Annotated in this window: 20 protein-coding genes and 1 pseudogene; 12 read left to right on the top strand and 9 right to left on the bottom strand. The window is 56.7% G+C overall.

Going from position 1 to position 23,507, the window contains the following annotated elements:
• Window positions 1-58 precede the first annotated feature (58 nt).
• The 8 genes and pseudogenes from JEY66_RS33915 to JEY66_RS33880 all read right to left on the bottom strand — a co-directional run.
• Window positions 59-316, bottom strand: a pseudogene (locus JEY66_RS33915) (M20 family peptidase); the annotation flags it as partial.
• Window positions 317-1,059: 743 nt separating this feature from the next.
• Window positions 1,060-1,584: a flavin reductase family protein gene (locus JEY66_RS33910; protein ID WP_085964790.1), complete on the bottom strand. Its 525-nt coding sequence runs from the start codon at window positions 1,582-1,584 to the stop codon at window positions 1,060-1,062.
• A gap of 264 nt (window positions 1,585-1,848) precedes the next feature.
• A complete protein-coding gene (locus tag JEY66_RS33905) occupies window positions 1,849-2,031 on the bottom strand; it encodes a hypothetical protein (RefSeq protein ID WP_075968510.1) in 183 nt (60 codons plus the stop codon).
• Between the two features lie 263 nt (window positions 2,032-2,294).
• Window positions 2,295-3,296: an anthranilate phosphoribosyltransferase gene (gene trpD, locus JEY66_RS33900; protein ID WP_016842012.1), complete on the bottom strand. Its 1,002-nt coding sequence runs from the start codon at window positions 3,294-3,296 to the stop codon at window positions 2,295-2,297.
• 313 nt (window positions 3,297-3,609) lie between these two features.
• Window positions 3,610-3,837 carry a hypothetical protein gene (locus JEY66_RS33895; RefSeq protein ID WP_125459188.1) on the bottom strand — a complete coding sequence of 76 codons (228 nt, stop codon included), beginning with the start codon at window positions 3,835-3,837 and terminating at the stop codon, window positions 3,610-3,612.
• A 40-nt stretch (window positions 3,838-3,877) separates the two neighbouring features.
• A complete protein-coding gene (locus JEY66_RS33890; RefSeq protein ID WP_026192385.1) occupies window positions 3,878-5,485 on the bottom strand; it encodes an acyl-CoA carboxylase subunit beta in 1,608 nt (535 codons plus the stop codon).
• 1 nt (window position 5,486) lies between these two features.
• Window positions 5,487-5,990 carry an acyl-CoA carboxylase biotin carboxyl carrier protein subunit gene (locus JEY66_RS33885; protein ID WP_162136695.1) on the bottom strand — a complete coding sequence of 168 codons (504 nt, stop codon included), beginning with the start codon at window positions 5,988-5,990 and terminating at the stop codon, window positions 5,487-5,489.
• 1 nt (window position 5,991) lies between these two features.
• Entirely contained in the window at window positions 5,992-7,461 is a 1,470-nt protein-coding gene (locus tag JEY66_RS33880; RefSeq protein ID WP_016842008.1) for an acetyl-CoA carboxylase biotin carboxylase subunit, read from the bottom strand.
• An 846-nt stretch (window positions 7,462-8,307) separates the two neighbouring features.
• Between JEY66_RS33880 and JEY66_RS33875 the strand changes: the two genes are divergently transcribed.
• Window positions 8,308-8,526, top strand: a complete 219-nt coding sequence (locus JEY66_RS33875) for a hypothetical protein (RefSeq protein ID WP_016842006.1) — start codon at window positions 8,308-8,310, stop codon at window positions 8,524-8,526.
• Window positions 8,527-10,172: 1,646 nt separating this feature from the next.
• Here JEY66_RS33875 and JEY66_RS33870 read toward each other — a convergent pair.
• Window positions 10,173-10,343 (bottom strand): hypothetical protein, encoded by a 171-nt coding sequence (locus JEY66_RS33870; RefSeq protein WP_233475768.1) that lies wholly within the window; start codon window positions 10,341-10,343, stop codon window positions 10,173-10,175.
• A gap of 155 nt (window positions 10,344-10,498) precedes the next feature.
• On the opposite strand from JEY66_RS33870, the gene JEY66_RS33865 reads away from it, so the two are divergent.
• The 11 genes from JEY66_RS33865 (at window position 10,499) to JEY66_RS33815 (ending at window position 23,359) form a co-directional block, all read left to right on the top strand.
• Window positions 10,499-10,669, top strand: coding sequence for a hypothetical protein (locus tag JEY66_RS33865; protein ID WP_016842003.1), 171 nt, complete (start codon window positions 10,499-10,501; stop codon window positions 10,667-10,669).
• Complete coding sequence (locus tag JEY66_RS45545) at window positions 10,651-11,070, top strand: DUF7694 domain-containing protein (protein WP_085964791.1); 420 nt, start codon at window positions 10,651-10,653, stop codon at window positions 11,068-11,070. Before JEY66_RS33865 ends, JEY66_RS45545 begins: the two co-directional genes overlap by 19 nt.
• Before the next feature lie 561 nt (window positions 11,071-11,631).
• Window positions 11,632-12,456: a YopT-type cysteine protease domain-containing protein gene (locus JEY66_RS33860; RefSeq protein WP_075968507.1), complete on the top strand. Its 825-nt coding sequence runs from the start codon at window positions 11,632-11,634 to the stop codon at window positions 12,454-12,456.
• A 1,451-nt stretch (window positions 12,457-13,907) separates the two neighbouring features.
• Window positions 13,908-14,099: a hypothetical protein gene (locus JEY66_RS33855; protein ID WP_016841051.1), complete on the top strand. Its 192-nt coding sequence runs from the start codon at window positions 13,908-13,910 to the stop codon at window positions 14,097-14,099.
• 1,656 nt (window positions 14,100-15,755) lie between these two features.
• Complete coding sequence (locus JEY66_RS33845; RefSeq protein WP_077231022.1) at window positions 15,756-17,414, top strand: class I tRNA ligase family protein; 1,659 nt, start codon at window positions 15,756-15,758, stop codon at window positions 17,412-17,414.
• Window positions 17,411-18,625: an MFS transporter gene (locus tag JEY66_RS33840; protein WP_240536982.1), complete on the top strand. Its 1,215-nt coding sequence runs from the start codon at window positions 17,411-17,413 to the stop codon at window positions 18,623-18,625. Before JEY66_RS33845 ends, JEY66_RS33840 begins: the two co-directional genes overlap by 4 nt.
• A gap of 24 nt (window positions 18,626-18,649) precedes the next feature.
• Window positions 18,650-19,960 (top strand): lysine N(6)-hydroxylase/L-ornithine N(5)-oxygenase family protein, encoded by a 1,311-nt coding sequence (locus JEY66_RS33835; RefSeq protein ID WP_016841049.1) that lies wholly within the window; start codon window positions 18,650-18,652, stop codon window positions 19,958-19,960.
• Between the two features lie 46 nt (window positions 19,961-20,006).
• Window positions 20,007-20,348, top strand: coding sequence for a cupin domain-containing protein (locus tag JEY66_RS33830; protein ID WP_016841048.1), 342 nt, complete (start codon window positions 20,007-20,009; stop codon window positions 20,346-20,348).
• Window positions 20,345-21,409, top strand: coding sequence for an NAD(P)/FAD-dependent oxidoreductase (locus JEY66_RS33825; RefSeq protein ID WP_016841047.1), 1,065 nt, complete (start codon window positions 20,345-20,347; stop codon window positions 21,407-21,409). Before JEY66_RS33830 ends, JEY66_RS33825 begins: the two co-directional genes overlap by 4 nt.
• A 103-nt stretch (window positions 21,410-21,512) precedes the next feature.
• Complete coding sequence (alr, locus tag JEY66_RS33820; protein ID WP_016841046.1) at window positions 21,513-22,607, top strand: alanine racemase; 1,095 nt, start codon at window positions 21,513-21,515, stop codon at window positions 22,605-22,607.
• Window positions 22,604-23,359 (top strand): hypothetical protein, encoded by a 756-nt coding sequence (locus JEY66_RS33815; RefSeq protein ID WP_244620922.1) that lies wholly within the window; start codon window positions 22,604-22,606, stop codon window positions 23,357-23,359. Before alr ends, JEY66_RS33815 begins: the two co-directional genes overlap by 4 nt.
• Window positions 23,360-23,507 lie beyond the last annotated feature (148 nt).

The raw sequence follows: 23,507 nt of genomic DNA, 5'->3' as shown, positions 1-23,507 counted from the left end.
CGTCACGCGACGCCGCGGCCAGCCGCGCGCGTAGCCTGTGCGGTAAAATACGCGCTTACGGATGAACTGTGTCGAGATGGCTCAGCACGAGAATGCCCGGTACGCCTTGGCCCCAGGACGAGCGTGTGACCAAATGATCGCCGCAGCCGTCGCGTCCCGCAACGCGGTCGACGCTGACTGACAAGTCACGATAGCCCGACGCGACGAGATCAGCCAGTTTATTGACCTGGTCCGGCCGTTCCGTTGGTGACTCGATCTCGACCCAGCGGCGGATGCCGTCGAGAATCACCGCGGCTTCGAATGGGTTGCTGGACATAGATCTGACGCCCTTTGAGTTCGACCTTCATCGTTCGCAGAAAATCGTGATAGGATCCATTTGATCGCATCATGATCTAACGCGAAGACCTTCAGAGTCGCCAACGTTGTGGGTCAGCTGGGCCTCTGAAGTCTAAGTCTTGCCGCAGGCAATGATGCTACGCGGGTTGAAATAAACAGCTACCAAACTTGGTAGGCTCCAACATGCAAGCTCGAGAGCCGTTGCTGTCTCGTGAACTGTAGCTGTTCTGATCAATTCCTCCGATAGCTGCGCAGCTTGCATTCCCAATACTCTTCCGCGAGGATGTCTGCGCGCACTGGCCTTGAACACGTCGATGCCAAGGCCGGCGACAAGATCAGTGGCGTCTTCCGGCGCGCATGCCGACGCAAAATAGCGGCTCGGTTCGCCATCGAGCAATCTCGTGAGTTCGTGCTCGAGGTGGAACCCGGCGTCGAGCGTTTTTATACTCACTTCGCAAGATGAGTATAATCCCGGTTAACCTCGGCTTGGGGGGCGAATCAGCGCGCCCGATTCCGACCTCTTGTGCCAAGCCTGCCTCGGGCGCGTTGTTCGCATCAATAGGTCGTCCAGCTTGAGCGGGTAGCTCACCTTTTGTGCTGGCGCGGGGATCGCGGCTCGCGGGAAAATACGATAGGTGCCTTCGTGACGCAGATCATGAAAATGCAGGTCATCGATTTTTAACACGTGCAGGCGCGCGTGAACGCCGCAAAGGGAAATCGCACTCAATCAAGCAGCAGGGTTCGAAGCGCGCCCCGGAAGTTGATCAATGGATTGCCGTGGCCGACCCGGGTCGCGACAATTCGTCCGATAAAGATGGTATGTGTGCCAATCACCTTGTGGTCGTACAGGACGCATTCGAGCGCACAAAACGCGTTTGGCAATAGCGGTACATCGAAGATGCCCTGTTTCCAGGGCGCGGTATCGAAGCGATGAACACCTTTCGCACCCTCCTGACCGCCAAAACGTAGCGCAAGGTCCTCCTGGTTGCTGCGCAGAAGACTGACTCCAAATCTGCGACTGGCGAGTATCCCGTCATGCGTCTCGGAGCCGACTTTTATGCCAACGAGTAGGCACGGGGGCTCCATGCAAATGGAGGTCACCGAACTAACCGTCAGTCCACGTCGTTCGGCGGCCTTTCCGGTCGCCACGATGGCGACACCGCTCGCCAGATTTCGCATGGCCTGACGGAACTCGGTCGCTTGGACAGATGGAATATCACGAATCCTAGGAGGGGACGGGTAGCTCATGACCTGCCTCTGGAGTTTTACTCCAATTCTGGTGTCTCCGTTACGCGCGGATGACCTTGATTCCTTTGCGCCTGCTATCGGGCGCACGGTGTCGCATTGCGCAACCAATGGCTGCCCCTCTCACCGAGCATCTCAGCGCGAGGAAGTTTCCTGCTTGGGAGTGCCCTGTTGATGGACGTGTCAGCGGCGATCCTGCCCGCTGCGTCGATCGCGACGGGGAACAGTCCGGCCGGAGTTTTTTTCGCATGTAGCAGCATAGGCACGCTAATTTACTCTCAACAGAGCACGCTTTTTCGCATCGAGAAGATGCCCATCGAGCGTCGCGTGCAGCGCACCTCGTAGCTCCGGCGGAATCGAGCCGTCTGTGTCGATCAATTCCCGAAACTTTCGAATGATGTGTTCTATCGTTGCAATAGATCCGAGTGTTTCCATATCCTGTGAGGACATTTCCCGATGATCTCCTTTTGCGCAGCGCACGAGCGCTTCGTCGCGGTCCCCGACTTCAACTGTGTGCCGCAACAGGCTCTTGCCGATAAAGAAGGGGACTCTCGCGCCGTGTGGTTAAGGCGAATTGTTTGATCAGTACGCGGATAGATGGCAACAACGTCTTCGAAAGCTCGCAGAAGCAGCGCGCGTTTGCGCCTGCTGTCCCTTCGCACTTGTGAGCATTGGTCTTGATCAGAATGTTGGAACATCGACCAACTCGGCTGTCACGCATTGGAAACCGTGATCAGTCGCTTCAGTCGGGCGGCCGCGGCGCCGCGATGAAGCGAATCTCTCCCAAGTGCAACGCCTTCCTGCAGCGTCGAGGCCCGGCCGGCTACAATAAAAGCCGCCGCCGCATTCAAAAGCGCGGCGTCGCGAAATCGACTTGGTGCACCATCGAGCATGCCCTGGAGCGCGTCGGCATCGCCGCCGTCCAGCGCCTCTTTGCGGCAGCGGCGGAGACCGGCTTCTTCCGGCGTCACTTCGAAGGTGCGGATTGTACCCGCCTCTAGGGCTGCAACAAAGGTTTGGCCGGTAAGGGTAATTTCGTCGAGTCCGTCCGAGCCATGAACCACCCATACCGATTCCGCACCAAGATTCTTCAATACATACGCCAAAGGCTGGACCCATTCGCGAGAGAATACTCCGATCATCTGCCGCTTGACTCTGGCCGGATTGGACAGAGGTCCGATTAGATTGAAAATCGTGTGGGTCCCAAGTGCGGTCCGAATCTGGCCAACGCGCTGCATCGCCGGATAATGGGGCGCCGCAAACATGAAGCCGATGCCAGCTTCGTGCACGCAACGCGCAACCGCCTCAGGCTCAAGGTCGATCTTCACGCCGAGGCGCGCCAACACGTCTGCGGCACACGAACCTGAGGACACATCGCGGTTGGCGGTCTTGACAACAGGAACGCCGGCCCCGGCAACAATAAAGGAGGCGCATGTCGACACGTTAACCGACCACATGGGGCCTTCGCTCGTGCCAGTGATATCGATGGGATCGCATGCCGCCTCGACCCGCGGCATTCTATCCCGAATCGCCGAGGCTGCACCGGTAACTTCTTCGACCGTTTCGCCGCGAACCCGCATTCCCATCAACAAGCCGCCGATCTGCGATGGGGTCGCGTGTCCCGACATCATGCTGTCGAAGGCTAACGCGGTTTCCTCACGCGTCAGAGTGGCGCCGCTGGCAACTTTGCCAATGATCGATTTGAGCGCTTCCATCGAACTTTCCACGATCCCTGTCCAAAGCTGAGGCTCGTCCGTTCAACGGGGGGGGCGTTGAAGAGACGTGACATTGGTGCATCGAAGCAGCTGCCTGCCTCCTGGGCGGCTGATACTTCATTGGCCCGTGCGTATCGGTTGGTTGGGCGCGGGCCCCTGGGTGAGGCTACAACCTGACGCTACGTGAGGGTCAAGCTCTCCATCTTATGGTGCTGTCAGGACAGCTCATCGGCCGATCAGAATAGTGCAGGCGCGTGGACGCCAGCGCCAACGTAAATGTCTCGCGCCGGTGGTTGCCGCGGCTGTCTCTTGATCACGGTGTTCCGATCCGGTCCACGGAAGCGTTCGGCCTGCGCGCGCCGCGTCGTCGAGCGTTGAAGCCGGCTTCCATTACCTGTTTGGGGTCGAAGCCCGATCTTATGGCTACCAGAAGGTAGCCGGCCAGATTGCAGGTGAAGGTGCACAGAACGTCACGTACACCATGCTCTACTGCTTTCACGGATTGGCTGTCATCGAACTCTACCTGCTGACGGTTGCGCAAGGTGGTTTATCTCAAGCTGCATCTCGTGTTCGGTCCTGCGTTACAGCCGGAACACGCCATACTGCGGCGCATCGATCGGCGCATTGAGCGAAGCGCTCAATGCAATTGCGAGGGCGGTTCTGGTGTCGACAGGATCCAGGATGCCGTCGTCCCAGATTTCGGAGGTCGCATAATAGGCGCTCGATCGTTCGTGATATTCTTCAAGAATTGGCTCTCGAATGGCTGCCAGTTCCTGCTCGGAGAGGCGTCCGCCCGCGCGAGCCAACTGTCGTGCCTTGACGTGGGTGAGAACGCCTGCGGCCTGCTCAGCGCCCATCGCGGATATCTGAGAATTAGGCCAGCTGAACACAAATCGAGGATCAAACGCGCGTCCCGACATAGCGTAAGTGCCCGCGCCGTGCGAGCTATTGCAAACAATCGTAAACTTTGGAACGGACGCTCCGGACACAGCCATGATCAGCTTAGCGCCGTCCTTGGTGATCCCACGCCGCTCATATTCGCGGCCAACCATGAAGCCCGTGACATTCTGCAGGAAGAGCAGGGGCGTCCGATTCTTGTCGCATAATTGGATGAAATGAGCACCCTTCAGCGAGCTATCGCTGAACAGCACGCCATTGTTGGCAAGGATCCCGACTTGATATCCATGAAGCCGCGCAAAGCCACACACAAGTGACGTGCCATAACGCGGCTGATACTCATGAAATCGGCTGCCATCGACCAGACGAGCGATGATCTCTCGCATGTCGAACTGCGCTCGGGCATCCTTTGGAATGATACCGTAGAGTTCGCAAGCACTGTAAGCGGGCGGCTCAGGAGCCACTCGATCGATCCAAGTTTTCGCCGGTTGGCGGAACCGAGCGACGACGTCGCGGGCAATCGCAATTGCATGCATCTCAGAGCTTGCGACGTAATCACTGGTGCCCGACACGTTGGTATGCATGAGGGCGCCGCCCAAATCTTCGGCCGACACGTGTTCCCCGGTGGCAGCCTTTACGACCGGGGGGCCGCCGAGAAAAATCGCCCCCGTACCTTCGACCATAATGTTGTATTCACTAAGCGCGGGGACGTAGGCCCCTGCCGCGGTGCAGTGGCCCATGACGATGGCGACCTGCGGCACTCCCATCTTCGAGAGAATGGATTGATTCCGGAGTATTCGACCAGCGTGGTAGCGATCCGCAAAGAATTCTGCCTGCAAAGGCAGGAACCCGCCCGCGCAGTCGCACAGATGAACCACCGGCAGACGGTTTTCGATGGCGATATCCAGGGCCCGCACAATCTTCTTGACTGAGAGCGGATACCATGCACCGCTTTTCACGCTGGCATCGTCGGCATGAACAATCACCTCCCGACCCGCTACAATGCCGATGCCGACGACCTGCGCGGCGCTGGGCACCTCGCCATCATACGCCTTGTTGGCGGCCAGCGTGGAAAGCTCTAGGAACGGAGTTTCCGGGTCGAGCAAGGCTGCGAGCCGTTCGCGAACAAACAGTTTGTTCTGTCGACGCAGTCGCTCGAAATCCCGTTCTGGCCGATGGAAGCGGGCAGCGCGTTGCCGTTCCTTCAATTCGGCCGCAAGCTGTCTGTTGTGGCAATCGTTGCGGCGAAACGCTTGCGAGTTAACGTCCGCTACGGAACCGATCCGCTGCATTTCAGCGCCCTTCTTCGGAGAGCGTGACCAGCTCAGCGTCATGCTCGAAGCTTTCGCCTTCCTTGACGTGAATTCGATCGACGATGCCGTCCTGCGGTGAGCGTATGATCGTCTGCAGCTTCATGCTCTCAATCATCATCAGTGCCATTCCCGCCGAGACTGATTGGCCAGGCGAAACGGTAGTCGCAACAACTACGCCAGGCATCGGCGCACGGGCGATTAGCAGGCGTGTTTCGTCATTCGCGGAAGTGAGCGCTCGCAATGGGTCATTGTAGCGCACAATGCGGCTTCTGCCGCGTATATGCAGATGAATCAGGTCGCCATCGATAGCAAACCTGACCGGTTCGCTTTCCCCGGCAATGGTCAGGATGCCACTACTCTCACCGTGATGCGTGAACGCGACGGGGGCAATCACTTGGTCGCGCAAATGAAGCCGGTAACCCTGCTGGCTGGTTGAAAGCCATAGCCTATGGTCTACGCGGTCGACCTCGAATGAGTGATACACGTCAATTTCTCCAGCTGCCAAATGCTGCGTGAAGCTCGGGCACGGCGTCAGCGGAAGCACGCACCGGTCTCGTCAGGAGAGCGGCGGATGCCAGGAACGCAGACAATCCGGTAGCAAAATTGTCGGTTGCAAGATGCGGGTTTTCTTCAAGGTATCCCGTATGGAACTGACCGCCGAGAAATGCCTCGTCAGCTAGGATCCGGGCGAGCAAGCTGGCATTGGTCTCACACCCAAGTAGAACAAGTTCTCGAACCGCACGATGGGCTTTCATAGCAGCCTCTATGCGGCTTGGGGCATGCACGATAATCTTTGCAAGCATCGGATCGAACGCCGCCGTGATGTGCTGACCTCGCATGATGCCGCTGTCGATCCGTACGCCGTCCGGATACTCGAGAAGAAGTACTTTGCCAGTGGTTGGAACGTATCCGCGTTCGGGGGCCTCCGCGTACAGCCTGAGCTCGATCGCATGCCCGTTCGAAGCAATATCGGATTGCGCAAGCGCAAGTTCGCGGCCGGCTGCGGCATAAACCTGTTCGGCGATCAGGTCGACACCAGTGACCATCTCGGTCACTGGATGCTCGACTTGAAGGCGGGTATTCATTTCGAGAAAGTAGAAGTCGCCTTCGCTGAGGATGAACTCGACCGTTCCAGCATTTTGATATTGCGCCGCACGGGCGATGCCGACCGCGGCTTCGCAAATCCGTGTCCGCAATTGTGGTGATAACGCGGGCGAGGGCGTCTCTTCTATGATCTTCTGGAAGCGGCGCTGCACTGAACACTCGCGCTCGAAGAGATGGACTAGGTTACCGAAGGCGTCACCCAACACCTGTACTTCGATGTGCCGCGGGATTTCGAGATATCGTTCGACATAAAGTCGGCCATTTCCAAAGTAGCAACGCGCTTCACTGCGCGCCTGCTCGATGGCTGCTTCCAATGCATTTGGGTCGCGGACAATTCGCATGCCCTTGCCCCCACCGCCCCCCGTCGGCTTAACCAGCAAAGGAAATCCAACAGCTTGCGCTCTCGAAACGAATGTCGTCGGATCATCTTCTTCGATGGCGCAGGGAAGGACTGGAAAGCCGTTGCGCTGAACGAAGTTGCGGGCCCGGATCTTGTCCCCCATGAGTTCGATGGCTTCCGGAGCAGGCCCGATGAAGGTAATGCCTGCCTTGATCACCTCCCTGGCGAACTCCGCACTCTCGGAAAGCAATCCATATCCTGGATGCAGCGCCCCGGCGTTCGCCTTGCGAGCGGCAGCTATGATCTGCGCAATGTCCAAATAGCTCGCCACCGGCGTGCGGCCACTGATCGGAATTGCCAAGTCGGCCATGGAGACGGCCGGGGTCAGGGCGTCTACCTCGTGGTAGGCAATTGCAGAACGGAGTCCAAGCTTCCGCAGCGTTTTGATGATTCGTGCAGCTATCTCGCCCCTATTGGCGATTAGAACCGTATCGAAGTGTAATTTGTGCATTCGCCTATCCGGACAAGCACTGTGGGCCAGAGCTTCTGTCAGTTGTGACCGATTGGTACCACTCTCGACGGCCCGCGCTTGATCGCTTGCCTTGGTGGAAGAACAGGCTTGATCCATTTTTGAATGTGAACTGGCACGCTCACGGCCGGCGATCCCTCACTTTGAGTCACTGTTCTTCTTGCCAGTATCTCGAACGGAGATCACGTAGCGACACTGCTGGCTGAGGCTCGCTTGCTTTGATCGGAGACAAGACATAATGGCGGCACGATCAGGTATGTGGCTGCTGCACAGGCGGAACACGTCCTCCATGCAAGCCTCCTTCTCCTCCGCGGTCGGCGCTTGGTCGCGCGCATTCACCTGTCCGGGGATTGCGGCTGTCATTGCGACAGCAAGAGCGATAGCGCGGTAGTTGGCATTGAGAAGCGAAGCCAAACGGAGTCGTTGGTTTTGACTCATGATATCCTTTCAAGCCGGTGGTGCAGTGGTTGTTATTTGGCGCCAAACGCAAGATGACCTGACGACCGGAAAATGGGCCCGGGCGCGCAGTTCGCATTATCTGTCAGGAAGCGTCGAGATTGTCGAAGGTGGCCCTCACTTGTCTAGGATCGTACAATCTGACGCAACGAGCGATTCAAGCCCCTTTGTGGGCCCAATCGCCTGTAGATGTTTGGAATGTGCATATTCCGTCTTAGCGACGCCTGCGCGAGGGAGTTCGGATGGACCAGTGCACACAGTATTGCTGTGCGGCGGCTGCGAATGGTACCGTGGCGTAGCTAACGAGATGAGCCTCGCTGTTACGTAATTGTACGTAGCGCGGTTGTCGCATTTCTTTGATCTGAGAATTGCATGCTCACCGCCATGAATCCAAAAAGTAAACTCTACGAGCCCAATCACTGGCGAGGCCGTGCGGAAGCAACGCGAAAGAAGGCGGAAGCACTCGCTTACGGCAAATTAAGAGATAGGCTTCTTAAGATTGCCATCGAATACGACAAGCTGGCTCTGCGTGCCCAAGATTGGCAGGCGAGCCAAAACGAGAACGATGCGTTGTCCGACTATGAGTTGTGAGGGCTGGCCGCGCTTCGGCAAAGCGCGCGCGCACATTCCGGCTCGCAGTTTCTTTTGTGGAGCAAAGGTCGCTCAGTGCGCTCGGCGCGGCCAAGTCTATTGCAAGTCTGTATACGGGGTGAGCCGCGCCGTTCGGCGGGGCGATGGATCTCGGGGGAGAGGGACGAGGTGGCCGCGCGCAATATGGTGGTATGACGGCCTGCTCCTGTTGCGATGGGGTCGGGGCGCTGGCGAGGCTGGCGACGCGATCCCTGTCGCCATCCTTGCGCAAGCGTCACAAAGCACGTTTCCGGCCTTAGTTGCGCATCTGGGCGCGGGTAGTAGTCGATGTCAGTCGGCATGTTGGCGGGTCATGTCAGTCCGCCGATTCGCGGCGTTGTCCTGTTATCCCCGCCTGTTTCGTTTGCGTCGCGAGAGAGCCGCATGTCGTGTCTAGGTAGTCCGCCAGTTGTTGACTTGAACCAAGTCAAAGAAAGAGATCGCCACTGCCAGACTGGCGGTGGTGCGCCTGCTTCATCCTCAGCACGATTCGATCGGAACAGTCGCGGCATACGAGTGGTCGAGAAGCGCTCGTGTGCCGCACTATTTGTCAAGACATCGCCGTCGATTCTGTATCGCTCATAGGAGCGATGCGACGATCCAGCAAATGCCGGCCCAGAGCAGCGCGTTTAGGAACAACCCAAGCAGTGGCCACAGGTTCCATTTCGTTTGCGTCGGCCAAGATCCGCAATCAGCGCCGTAATGCTTGATCATGGGGTGCTTTGGTGTGCGCCAGTGCATCATTCATCCCACGATGCGCTGGCCCACGGAAGCGGGCGCGCGTTTGGGTGTCTCGTATCACTCATGAGTTTCGCGGTCTTCCTTCAAGGCTTGAGTGTCAGAATTCCGTTCGTATCGTCGCTCAGCCGAAAGCCCTGCGAATTGCCGGCCTGCTTAGCGCTGCAGCGTTCCGGGCAGCCGAAACGGCCATCGTGGATTATGGCGCGTCCTGTTCGCTTCGTTTTCTTGACCGCTGCAATCAGCATGCCACGAACGGAGATGTACCGGCGCCGCTTTGACAAAGGAAAAATGCGATTTGTCGAGTTCAGCGCCGTGGTCTAGCTGCCCTTAGTCGAATTCGCGACACCGATGTCTGAAAGCCAACGCCAGTAGGTGCGTCGTCAGCGACACAGGCGACAAGCGGTCCGAAAGATCGCCGTTGATCGCGATTGAGTCTGAGGCAGTAAGCCAAGCTAGCCTCCTTCCCTGACCGCTAGCTGACGAAGAGCTGCTGAGATGGAAGAAGAATGATGAGATGTTGGCAGCTCACTCAATGACATGTTGGCTCAGCTGCGGCTCCGATGCGAGCTAGTTCGAGTTTACGCTCTTACAGCCTGATCATGGTCACATAGATGACGCATTGGCACTGTTTCAAACCACGAGAAGCGAGTGCTGCGAGCTATCGAAGACCCACATGACGGCGCGGACCGAGGCGCCGTCCCTTTCGAATCATAGTGGCGGCAGCGCTCGCGGTTTTCGCGCCATAATGGAATCTACAAGCAGGTATCACATGCGATCAAATGGAGCCGCCGGGATGACGATCGGTCCATCGTCGATGAGTTGATGGGCCATGATCGGGCTCGACCCATTTCATATGGTCAAGCACATCACCAGCTGATCTGCACGGGCAGGGCAATGAATACTTGTTTGGACGTGCTAAGGCTCAAGAGCTGATCTGCCTGCAGGTCGGCGCTGTTCGGCGATGAGAGTCCAAGCCTGCCAGCATAGATGAGCAAGATGGCCCACGCGAGGATCGACGTGGTGACGAAGTCGTCCACCGGGTCCGCCCGTCGGGTCAACCATGGGTGTGTAACTGGCCGATTCGTATCGAGCGGATCGTGCGCGCCTTGCGATCAAGGGGGCGATGAGCGTGTCCGTCGTGTCCTCAAACACGATGTGAGCGTTCGAAAACCAAGAATTAGGAGAGCAAGTGATGATGGACATCAGCGTATTTCTCAGCAGATGGTTCGCTGAAGAGTGGTTTTGGAATGCCGGGGTGAGGACCGAGCTGGCGCCGATTGATCAGTTGCCCGACAACGTCATCTACGTCGACTTCAAAGCGATCCGCGAGGCAAAGGAGGGGACGTGCGAGCGCAGATCATAGAGAAGCTTGAGGCTGGCCGGGTAAAATACGGCCAGTTCGCCAGCGTTCCTGGATCAGGCCCTTGCGGCCTGTTTCTTGTGCAGGGTCCCTGCGGGTGTGAACTCAAGATCAGTGGATTAGTTCGTCCTAGCTGGGAGCACGTCGCTGTCTCGACGGCGCGGCGTTGTCCAAACTGGGAAGAGATGTGCTTCGTAAAAGACCTGTTTTGGGATGAAGAGGAATGCGTGATGCAATTGCATCCGCCTCTTTCGCAATATGTGAATAACAGCCGGTATTGCCTGCATCTATGGAGACCCACTGATCGAGACATCCCGACGCCACCGCCGAGCTTCGTGGGCATTGTTGGGCTAAGACCGTCCGACGCGGCAATGTTGTTTGCACGGATGAGTGCGACAGCATGACGAGTTGCATCAACAATGTCCGCGCAGAAGCGGGCGCTTGGTTAGCGCAGAAACGTCGTTCTGCGCCGCCGGAAGGCAGCGCGATTGCCGAACATGTCGGGCTTTTCTGCCAGTTGCAACGTGCCGGGGGGCAGCCGGAAATCCTGCTGCCGCACAGGTGGTCATTAAAGTGTACTGAATCGGCAAGATTTGCCTCATATGCATCACCGCAGCTACTTTCATCGTGGGCGTGTTGGGATTCGAATTAGTTTTTGGGGGTGTTCAAGCCAGTGCTTGTGGAAAGGCGCGTTGAACCTAGGGGTACGAGCAACAGCGGAAGTCGTATCGAGGGCGGGCACCACTTCAAGCGGAACCACGTGCTCTGCAGTCCCAGCCACCCGCCCGGAACAGAGCTGGCGATCAAAACGGTGTGCCTCCAATAGGGGACATGAACGATAACGATTCCAAGCTTGTCGGCTCGACAGCTCGCCGTCAGCTTGCGGCAATATCCTTCAGAGGCAGAGCATGAGCATCCCGCACTCGCTCTGAGGAAACGTGCGCTTAAGAGGCAGGTGAGCCATCATGTATAATCGAGTGAGCGGACAATCCATAGCTTCCAATCGGGCTGATCAATCGGGGCAGTCGATGGACAGTGGCAGCTTTGCGCAAGCACTTACGGAATGCGCGCAACAGGAGAGCCTGTCAGATGGTGAGTCGTTCGACCAAATGGGGGGCTGCTGCAGCAGGCCAGACGCAAACGGTTACAGTCCAGAGCCCTCCGACTCCAGCACATCCTCTCTGTCCTCCGATTCCAATCCATCCTCTCCAGCAAGGCCGATCCGTGCCCTGTTCGATTACAGGACTGCTGAATTGCCTGAGGCCAATGTTAACGGTATCTGCCTTGGGTTGGCCGCGGAGTGGCTGCTCGATCTCAATAGTAGCCCCTCATCCCGAATGAGTGCGCTGCAGCCGGGTGCTCAAAACCATGCCTCGGCGGCCGTGCGGCAGAAGCAGTATGAAGATGCCAAGACTGAGTTACGAAACGCTGGGGCAGGAGGTTCTCATGACTTTCAGGCAAGAGGCAAAATGTTGAGTGATGCGGGTTTGCATCCATCCAACGAACAGACACGATATAGGTTTGGCTCATCTTCGCGCATTAACAAGATAGTGAACGAAATCACGGCCGATCCATCGGTGTACGTGCTCAGCTTGCGTTTCGCAGCAGGTGGCAGACACTCAATCGCGACGTCGACATCGAATGGAATGACGACCCTCTTTGATCCTAATTATGGGGAGTTTACTGTTCGCTCAGATCAGATGGGTGAGGTGTTCAAAAGTCTTGCCGAGCGCTACAGGAACCCGAACCAACGTGATATATCGACCGTTGTCACGCAAAGGGTCGCCTGAGCGTTCGGGGCTTTCACCAACTCTGCCGAGATCTCCGTCTTTCCCGGCGCGGAAACGATGGAGACCTGAGAATCAGGACGTCGCGATTAGGGGTAACCGGATGTGGGCTCCGAGTCTGCCGCTTCAGCATACGGCAACGTGCTGAGATGAAGCCACGCTGACGGTGTGGAGATGTTAGAGGTTCGCTTGATGAGGGGCCGATCTCGTCGAGCGAGAACTTGTGCATTCTTTGCGTGCGGGCGTTGATAGCGGCAATGCGGGCGGAATGTGAGGAGCTTTGCGACAGCGTCATATGCTGGCGCGGGTGCGGTTGACCCGCGATCTGGATTGTCCATCAGCGCTGCATGCCAGCATTTGTCTGAGCGTGTTGAGCACCAGATTGCGAACGAACCCCGCCCTAGATCATCTGCAGTTTCATTACGTCCATGTGAAGGGGCTGGCGAGCGTCATCATCGAGAATTCGTGCTCCGGCACGCCGTGAAGCATTCGGATAGTTTTACGACCTGGAGCCGCGGACGTCTTCGGCAGCAACCGTCAGGTCGCCGTGGCCTCTGGTGTGAAGGCGCATTCCGTTTTGAGAAACCATAGATGGCCTGGCACTCCGCCTCGTGTGTCAGGTGCCGATCGACGAAAGTCAGAGACTTCTCTAACCCGTGCCGGATGCAGCTGGCACTGTCTTGCTTGCTTATCCATAGCGGCCATTTGCCAAGCGTGACCAATCTGCCTCTGTTCGCAGGCGCAGCAACCAGTGGCTGTCCCAGCCCCTTGGCGGGGCGCATCGAGGTCGGACTCTATCGTCCATCACTCGGTTTAGCGCTCGGCGGTCGACCGGCAGGAGGCTTCCCTAAACGGCTAAGTGCTGCCGGGAGAAGGCGCGCGACCTGCAGCGGCCGGCCGAAAAGGCTGACGCGCGGAACATTCAGAAGAGTCGATTTGCCAGAACGATGTCGCGGAGGATAGCGGCAAATCGAGCGGCGGTCGCTTTGCCCCGCAGTCCAATAGACAGACTGAGCGTCAGATCGGCGTCCCAGCCTCGTCAGAAGCCAAGTGTACCGTCGAGGGAAAATCGATCTGCTTCAAGCTCGGCTGATTGGTCCAGATATATCGTCGCCAAAGCTCCGTTCCGAGCATTCTCGGCGACGGGGTGGACAACATCTCAGGGTCAGTAGCGGCTAGCGGCGCTGCGCTTGTTCGGAAAGGGAGGCCTCGCGAGATGCCGCTCAGAACCGGCTTGCTGCGCCCTGGGCGTTTCGCGATGATGGCAACCCAGGCACGCATCAACATCTTTCGACGGGCCTTCTCAATCGTACAACGCCGGCTAAGCGGTGTATCCAGTGATCCTTTACAGACCAGCGCCTGGCACTCGTTCCGTTCGGAAGGTGTGGGCTGTGGCTCGTTTGCACTAGGCGCGGATCTGTAGGAACGTTAGAGATCTTCGTCAGCGAGGCGCGATGGGTGGCGTTGGATATCAGGTTTATTCGAAAAGCGGCAACGGTGCTATCCGGGTCGTCGTTTCCTCCGCAAAGCAAGCTCTCGCCAAGGCAAATGAACTCGCCGAATCTGGAAACGAGATCTTGATCAAGGACCTTGCCGGCAGGGTCCTCGACACGGCGACGATCGTTGAACTCGCCGCGTGCGAATAGATTGCTTGTCCCGGCATCGGTGGTTCGGCGGCTATGAGACAAAGCTGTTCGTTCCACCAATTCGTGGGAACGCCTGTGGACCGGAAGGATCGGAACCTCTTCGCCAACGCTTCAATCTCGGGCCGATTGGTCAATGACGGCAGCTCGGTCTGGAAATCGAGAACCGCTCAATCCGCCAGCCGGGTGGAACCAGACTGTTGACAACAGAAGCTTGCTCCGCCGTATCTCGCGAGCCGTCCGAAATTGGCGACGCCCGGGCGCACGGATTGAAGAGGTTCTTGAGCGATCGGCCTTGAGCCATCGTTCACGACGACGAGACGACCGTTTGACGGGCCCCAGCCTTCCTGTCGTCGTGCGGCGACTCAGAACGTCCAATCACGACATGGCTTTCCTGTGCAGCGGCAGAGTGAATTGAAGCGTCGCAGCCGGCTCCGACTTGCGGGCAAATGACAGACGCCCTCCGTGAGCCTCCATGATTGAACGGCAGATCCAAAGTCCCATTCCAGACCGCTTGATTTAGTGGTGAAGAAGGGATCCAAGACACGGTCCGTATCATCCTCAGCGATTCCGACGCCACAATCAGCCACACTAAGCTGCACGTATTCTGTACTGTGGCTGAATGAGCGAATGACGGGATAGATCAGATCGCGAAACGGAAGATGTGCAGCTAACGTTGCTCGATGCTGCTGCCATTTCTGGGGTTCTGCCTCGACATCGCACGCAACGTCCCAACGAGCCAGGCCAATGAGCTCGGCCGCCCAGAGGCCTGCAGCGCTCGCGTGTTCCGAAAGACGGGTGCACAGGTGATCCGGCCCGGTATCCCGAGCCAGTCCGAGGCCGTTTCGGCGTAGTAGCGAACTCGCTGCTCGCTTTCCTGCAGTGCTGCAAGAGTGTTTTCCAACCGCTGCCTGGCCGCGTATTGTTCGGTGACATCCACATCCGTTCCAATGATCTCGCTGACCTCTCGGTCGCTACCAACCACGGCATATGCAACAGAATGTATGCGCCTCAGCGCTATCGATCCCGGATCAAGGCCCCCGCCTAAACCAGGGATTGCGCGGAATGTTTAGGATGGCACCTCGGCCCGTTGTGCAGGCGTACCCCAGGTTAATTTAATGGTGAGCGATTAGCTGTGACGCGTTGATCCGCGGAAACAAGCTATGTCCGGACTGGTCGCCACCCCAAGTCGTCGGCATCACCAGCTGGCTGCAATGGTCGCAAAAAATGAAACTTATCTGCCTACGACCGCTCTCATCCGGCTTTACCGGCCCACTTGTGAGATTCGTGACCAATGTCGGAAAGTTGACGAACGGGAGGCTCTGACAAGCCCAAGAAGCACGCATTTTCAGTTGGCGCGCCGTTTGCTTCGTTCACGGCGTCAGAACTGATCGCATCCAAGCAGCGGTTGGTCAGGAGGTTACCTATGTTGCGAGCTGAGGTAGAGCGATACGTCGAGTATCCCGCGAAACAGCGTCGTCTGCTCTAAAATCTCAAACAGTACGCTGCAGGTCTTCGACGTATGGAGCCCAGTTTGAAATACGCAGCCGGACTGCGTCCATAACCCCTAAGCCGCATGCGTTTTCGCGCCCTAGCGGCGATGTCTGGCACCTGTTTGGATGTTTCCAGAAATGTGTTCATAGAAGTCACTGTGCAGCTATGAAAAAAAGTCCAACGATCTCGCGGATAAATGTAGCGAATACGCATCCCGTTGATGTGTATATATCTCCCGTCAACTTGACCGCCAATGGCAGAGCACATCTGGGGCATGCCGCTGGGCCATATCTCAGAATGGATGTTGTACAGAAGCACCTGAAGAGGGCGGGGCATCATGTCCGTTCTGGACTGACGACTGACGGTTTCGAGAACCATGTCCTGGTCCGAGCGGCTCTTGAGAACATTGACCCGTCAGCCTTGGCACATGGCTTCCATATCAGAATTGTTGAAGATCTCGCCTCCGTCGGTGTCGTTTTCGATCATTTCGATGACCCAGCGTATGGCGGCAATCTGCAGCGCTTTTCGAAGGTCGGCAACGCGCTGATGGGCGCCTTATCTGCAGCGGGCTCGCTTCGTTTCCTCGCAGGTCGCTTACCAGTGGACGATGCAGGTTCTACTGCCACGCCAGAAGAGCGTTTCTGCATTGGAGGCTGGTTTGGTGCAACCTGTCCGGTTTGCCTGGCATCTGCGGGGAGCTTCTTCTGCGAACAGTGTGGACATCATTTTGAGCCCGAGGAAGCGCTGAATCCAGTATCCAGGCGCGGGCGGATTGTCGAATGGTTGGAAAACGTTTCAGCATTCCTTTCAATTTCGGGAAAGGACCGACTTCTACGGGAGTGGGACGATACGGCCATCGAATCCAGCTTTCTGGAGATAGGGAAACGGTACGTCGCACGTAAAGGGCAGCAAATGAGGCTGACCGTACCGGGACTACACGGGCTGGCTTGGAATTCACGACATTTCAACAGCCAGCAGATATTGTTTAGCTACTCCTCCTTACTCTACGCTCATTCTCTCTATTGCGGTTACAAGGACACGGAGGGCACCCACAAGCCCAATCCTTTTGCGCGCGAGTCCAATGCGTTCCTCATTGGCGGTACCGGTATCGATAACACAATCCCGATGCTTGTCGGAGTTACGGGATGCGCTTTGGGTCAGAACTCGTTCCGCCCATTTGATCGAATTTTTTTCAATCACTTCATTCGGCTGAGCGGTTCGAAGTTCTCTACGAGTCGCGGCCACGTGATCTGGGCAGGCGAAATCGCTCGAATTCCAAATATATCGGTCGACGTCCTCAGAGTGTACCTGTCGGAAATCTGCCCGGAAGAAACCGAGACCGACTTGGTACCAGAGCGCTTGGTCGATCGCTATAACGCGGTTCTCGACAAGATATCTGCGGCAATCGATCGCTGCACGGAGTCCCTAAACTCGATGCCTTCTCTCGCTGGATGTCACGTTGATGGTGCGATGATGGTTACGTTGGATCGACTCTACGAAAAGCAGTGCGCCGCGCTTTCGCTCGACCGTCTACGGGTATCGCAATCGTCGCGGCCGCTTATCGAATGGGTTGATCATCTTGATGGCTCGCCGAACCATAAGACCGCCTACGCCTGGCTTATGGGGCTCTGCATACTGGCTTGGCCGCTGATGCCCAAGATAACAGAAGCTTTATGGCGTTGGCTCGGTCATAGCGGCCATCCCGTTGCCGCACGCGCTTCGACGCCTTCACCTCACCGAAATGGAGCGGCACCGAAGATCGATGGGCGCAGGTTGGCGGTTTCAGATATTGAACGATGCCTTCCCGGAAGGATTGCAGCGTGACAGTCGCGAACATCGTTCCTGCCGAGAAGCTGCCCAGTGCAATGCCGTTAGAAGTCTCCATTCCTTTCATGCTTGGTAGTATTAGCTTGGCCGCATCCTATGGCTCGAGCTTCTTTCTCGTGGACGCCCTGCGGTCCATTCAGCAAAGCGCCACGACCGCCGGAGCCGTTATCTCGACCGGTACGATCGCAACGATACTGTGTTCGCTAATGGTCGGCCGGATCGCAGATTCACTTGGCTTAATGCGAACTATCACCGTGGCCGCAGTGATGATGGCGGCCGCGATGATATCTTTCGCATTAGCGTCAACTTTAACGCTCTTCGCGTACGTCGGAGGACTTCTTCTCGGCATTGGGTGGTCTGGCTTCTATATGCTGGCGCCGCTTCAAGTCCTGGGTCACGTGCGGGCTGAAGCCCGTATCAAGTATTTGACCTTGCTTTCCGGGTCTCAAATGCTGGGTATCGGGCTTGCTTCTCCTCTCGCGCGCACCGTCGCGGTGACTGCGGGATCCTACATTGCGGTGTACGCCCTATTTGCGGCTGCATGTCTCGTTGGCGCGACGTTCTTGGAGTTCGCCGGTAGGGGGCTGGCGCACGCTCCTCAGACCAAACTGCCAACTGTACGTCTCAACGTGGAAGGCGTGCTAAAAGCCCTCAAATCGAACACGCGATATCCGATCATCATGATCGGCCTTGGGGCATGCGTCTTCGCCGGTCTTTTCACATTCCAAACGCTCTATGCTGCATCGCGATCGCAGTCTGCCGACACATTCTTTCTTGTTTTCACGCTGACAGCCGTCTTCATGCGGTTCGCTGTGGCGCCGATAATTGGAAAGTTTCGCCTTGAGCGCGTAGCCGCGGTTCTCAGCATATGCACTATCGGAGGGCTATTCATCCTCTTCGTGAATGTAGGCAGTACGGCGAACTACATCATCGGAACAATGATGTTCGCGCTGGGATACGGTCTCAGCTATTCGACCCTGAACAGTATGGTCGTGTACATTGCTGACACGGAAGGCACGTCGTTGGCTATTGCCTCTCAAGTCTTCACGCTCTCCTACTTCATTGGCCTATTCGGATTTCCATGCATCGCAGGGCAAATCGTGAAGGCCGGCGGCTTCGATAATCTGCTTATAACCATGATGGTGCTTATCGTCGCGAATGCAGTCCTTCTTGCAACTCAAGTTTTCTCGGGCAGCCGAGAACATTGACTGGCTCCTTGTAGGGATCATGGGATGCTGAAGCACGCCGACAGCTATAACGTCATCGCGATCGGTGCGGGGCCGGCTAATCTGAGTCTGGCAGCGCTTGCGGCTCCGATTCTGGACATTTCGTTGAACGTCCTTGAGAGCTCAGAGAAGGTAAAGTGGCATCCCGGTCTGCTTTTGGCAGGTGCCGTCATGCAAACCAGCCCGCTAAAGGACTTGGTCACACCGGCTGATCCGACGAGTGCATACAGTTTCCTCGCCTACTTGCATGATAAGAAGCGACTTTATCAAGCTATTGTTCGGGGGCTGGCGTCTGTTACTCGTAGTGAATTTGAGGACTATTTGCGCTGGGCAGCGGCGAAGCTGGCGAACATCCAATTCGGCGAGCACGTGAGCGCAGTCGAACTGCGCGGCGAGGCCTTTAATATCATAACGAATTGCCGCAAGTACCAAACCGGTACGATTGTGCTTGGCGTGGGCAGGGTACCGTCTGTTCCTGAGTGGGGCAGGAATGCGCCGCCAAACGAGGTGTTTCACGGGAGTACCCTTCTCCTGCGGCGACGTGAGCTTTCCGGCAAGCGTGTCGTGGTCGTAGGCGGCGGCCAAAGCGGGGCTGAGATATTCCTTCATCTCCTCAGTGGTGCATGCGGTCCATTGGGAACCCTGACCTGGGTGACGCGCCGCGCAAGCATATTTGCGCTCGAAGACAGTCCTTTCGTCAATGAATGGTTCTTTCCGCAACATGGTGACTGGTTCTTTGACCAGAGTGAAGCCGCCCGGAAGCAAACTCTTGAGCGACAATCGTTGGCGAGCGATGGCGTGAACTGCTCGACGCTGCGCGCTATCTACAATACGCTGTACGACCGCGAGGTTCATAGACAGTCCTACCCCGCGCACGTAAAGGTATACGTGGACACCACGGCCGAAGACTTGCGGGGCATGTCTCCCTTTCGCTTGGATTTGCGTCAGCGGAAGACAGGCACTTCTTCACAACATGTCGCAGACATTGTCGTCTTAGCCACAGGCTACCGCACCGAAATCCCATCGTTTCTTGAGCCGATCGCAGGTCGGCTCAAGGTCTTGAATGCTCCGGGTGGCTCTCAAGAAATCGTAGTCGACAAGGAGTTCTCGGCTCGTTTTGACGGTCCCGAAAAGTGCCGTTTGTACGTCCAGAATGGCGCACGCCTTCAACGTGGCATTGCCGATACAAATCTAAGCCTGGTTCCTTGGCGCGCTTCGCAAATCCTCAATTCAATCATCGGCCGCGTCGCCTACGATTGCGCGCCGGGAACCGGCGTCATCGAGTGGAGTAGCGTTGGCTTCGAGAGGGCCTGCTGACCGGCGAACAAGTCTGCCACGACAACTGGATCTTTCGGAGTTTGCCATGAAGAATGCACGGTTGATGGCCCTGGGCGACATGACGATCTATAGCCCCGGTGTCGTCTTGCAGCACGTTGAAGAAATCGGCGAATCCCGGACCCCTTGTCCCGTCGAGCTCATCGAATTTCGGCTAGATCCGTTCGCTGTGTCGACGCCTCATTCCCATTCTTCCTGCGAGATCTGGCGCATCACGAGCGGCCAAGGTCGTGTGATAACTGACGATGGAGAATTGGCCATCAAGGCCGGCGATCTGGTGTTTCTGCAGCCCCATCGAACCCATTATTTGGAGAATCGCGGCAGCGAAATTCTGGGCGCTTTGTCTATCGCCTGGGAGGGAGCTCGATGACCGACAGCATTTACGACCTGGCGGTCATGGGCGCGGGCGTCATGGGCCTGAGTGCCGCCTTCATTGCAGCGAATAGCCGGCCCCGGGATAGAATCGTGATCTTCGATCGAGAGACCGTTGGGTCTGGTGCCAGTGGGTTTGCCCCGGGAATCCAAATCAACATCGGTCGTAATGAAAAGGAAAGAAGCCTCCTCAATCGTGGTTCAAAGATTTGGCGAGAGATCTATCCCCATGGGTGGCCCAGCGGTCGAGACTGCGACGTATTGTGGTTGACGCGCGATCCGGAAGAACTCACGCGAATGAGCTGTGTGGTCGGCACCGCCCCATCGACTTCTTTTGCGCTGAGGGAGAGGCTTTTATCGCTGCCGCAATTTTTGATTCCCGGCGATATGGTCGTGGCGCTGGATCGGGGGTCTTACTGCCCAGTCAATTCCATTGTTCGGGATCTGGCCCAACGGCTCAAGGCTGTCGGAACTTCGATACGGGAGCGCACATCGATTGCACGGATACGGCAAAGACCGAGCCATATTAGTCTTCAGACATCTGATGATAGCGAACTCTCGGCGAGGCGGGCCGTTCTGGCAATCGGTCCATGGCTGCCAGAGTCACCGTTGCGCGCGCATTTAGCGGAGGGGCCGCGATTGCGAGTTAAAAAGGTCGTCGCGCTTCACTTGGCGGCGCGCCCTACAACGAACTGTCCAATGGTCGGCTTGTTCGATGACTATGCGTTCCTGATCCCTATGATCGAAGAGGGGTATTGGTTGTTCAGTTTCACCTCGCACGAATGGGATGTGAGACCTGACACCGGCGGGCTGCACGTCAGTTCGGATGATCTCGCACGCGCCAACGCAATCCTGACAAAATGGTTTTCTCCTGACATTCCCGCGATCGCATCAGCGCGTGTGTTTTGCGACTGCTATTCTGACGATGGTGTCCCGTTCTCTCGCCCAGCTCAAGATGTCGCCGGCCTGTATGTCGTTGGCGGCGGTGGAGGTAACGGGTTTCGTTTTGGGCCCGCGTGCGCGGAAGAGGCAATTCGATCACTGTATTCTCACCATTGATTGTCGTCGGCGTGGCGTGATGAGATGACATATGCCGATTGGTCTCGAAGCCTATCCCTATCATAAACCTGTAGAGTCCGTTCGCGAGACGTCGAGATCGACCATGATTGTTGATCTCAGCGCCATTGAAGCCAACTATCGGAAGTGCCAGGGGCTTGCGCCTCGCAGCGCTTGCGGCGCCGTCCTCAAGGCTGATGCCTACGGTCTTGGCGCGACACGTATAGCGCCCTTCCTGGCTTCCCTCGGCTGCGCGCATTTTTTCGTCGCTGATGTGGAGGAGGGCGTCGCCCTGCGCGATGTGCTGCCATCATCGGCAAGGATCTATATGCTCTACGGCGCTTTGCCGGGCATGGAGCTGGCGGCCGAGCAGCACAATTTGCTGCCGATCCTCAACAGCAGGGAACAATTGGAGGCCTGGCTTCGGCATTGCCGACTTCGCAATCGCGCGCTGCCCGCAGGAATTCATGTCGACACTGGCCTGTCTCGATTGGGGTTTTCCATTGATGAGTTGCGCGCAATCGCCGAAAATAGAAGCGGATTATCTGAATTGCCTGTCGTGCTGTTCATGAGTCAGCTCGCCTGTGCAGAGTGGCGAGACGAGATTTGTCTCCAACAACTGAATCGGTTTCGCAGACTTTCCCACTTATTCCCGAATGCGCATCTTTCCCTATCGAATTCGGCCGGATTGTTCGCCGGACGTGAGTTTCATTTTGACCTCGTAAGATCGGGTGGAGGAATTTTCGGCTTCTCGACGTCCGAGGATCCCGATTTCAAGCCAATGCAAGTTGTTCATCTGCGAACGCAAATTATTCAATGCCGTAAAGTCGAGCATGGGGAAGCGATCGGATACTTCAGGTCCTACACAGTAAAGAAGCGGATGCGGGTCGCGACCGCCGCGATTGGTTATGCAGATGGATTTCCGCGTACTCTGGGTAATCGAGGGCATGTCTTCATATATGGTCGTCGTGCGCCTATCGTCGGCTTCGTTTCGATGGACCTTATTACCATTGACGTAACCGACCTGCCCGAGAGTTGGACGCCGCCCGGTACAGTGGTGGACCTCATCTGCCCCGAGCAGACGGTCGGGGATATGGCATCAGCCGCGAAAATGCTGAGCGACGAATTGACTACGGCGATGGGACGACGATGCCGTAGGCTTTACGTCTCATCCGCAAGAGATGATATGAGGCACCGGTGAACTCCTCCGCGCTCCGATCCCAGCAAGTCAATCGAGCGATCTACCTAGGCGATGAAGGCGTACGTCTCATGCGTCCGAGCTACTTCACTGCCGAGGTGCGGCAATTTCATCGTCGTGAGAGACTATTTTACCTCGATCTCCTGTGCAAGACCCACTACAAGCTGATCATAGAAGTAGGTTGTAGTGGCTACCGCCTTATCGGCATTAAGAACGATGACAATGATTATCTTGGCATTGAAATAAATCCACCTCGTATGCGTCGGTTAAAAAATCGGAGAGGAGCGGTTATCCGCTGCGAAGCCAGAAAATTCTTCGAAAGAACGCGGTTAATCGACGAGATAATGCGCCGATATGATGGAAAGGTGCTCTGCATACTGCCATTTAATTTCATTGGCACGATGGATGCGCCGATGGAATTTCTGTCGCTGGTCTGTAAAGCGCCTTTTGATCTAGCTTTGTCGCTCTTTTCGACGAGCGAGACGGCAACGGTGGCTCGCCATGAATACTATGACCTTTGTGGCATCACCGTTAAGGGGGTGGCGCGCACGGATGACTATGTTCGATTAGATTGTTCCAACGGGTTCAAGGCGTTCGCTTTCGATCCGGTCTTTCTGGTGAACCACATATCGTCGTATGGCTTCCGCTTGAATGACGTAGAATGTTATGATGTCTGTAACTTCCTTCATTTCAAAAAGGGGTCTCCCGAAATGAGGGGCAGGATAATGCCAACTGAGCCCAGAAACAGATATTAGGTTATAGACGCCAGCCGGATCACTAGAAAGCAAGCAGCACGGAAAGCCACGGCTAGTTGCATAGGTCGGCACCATTAGGAACGACGAGCTTAAAACAACCCAAGCCGAGGCCTCCGACTCCCGCCGATCGAGACGGTGCCTAGTCTGA

The organism is Bradyrhizobium elkanii USDA 76 (assembly GCF_023278185.1).
In the GTDB taxonomy this organism is placed as follows: domain Bacteria; phylum Pseudomonadota; class Alphaproteobacteria; order Rhizobiales; family Xanthobacteraceae; genus Bradyrhizobium; species Bradyrhizobium elkanii.
This window is presented reverse-complemented; position numbering and strand designations above follow the sequence as displayed.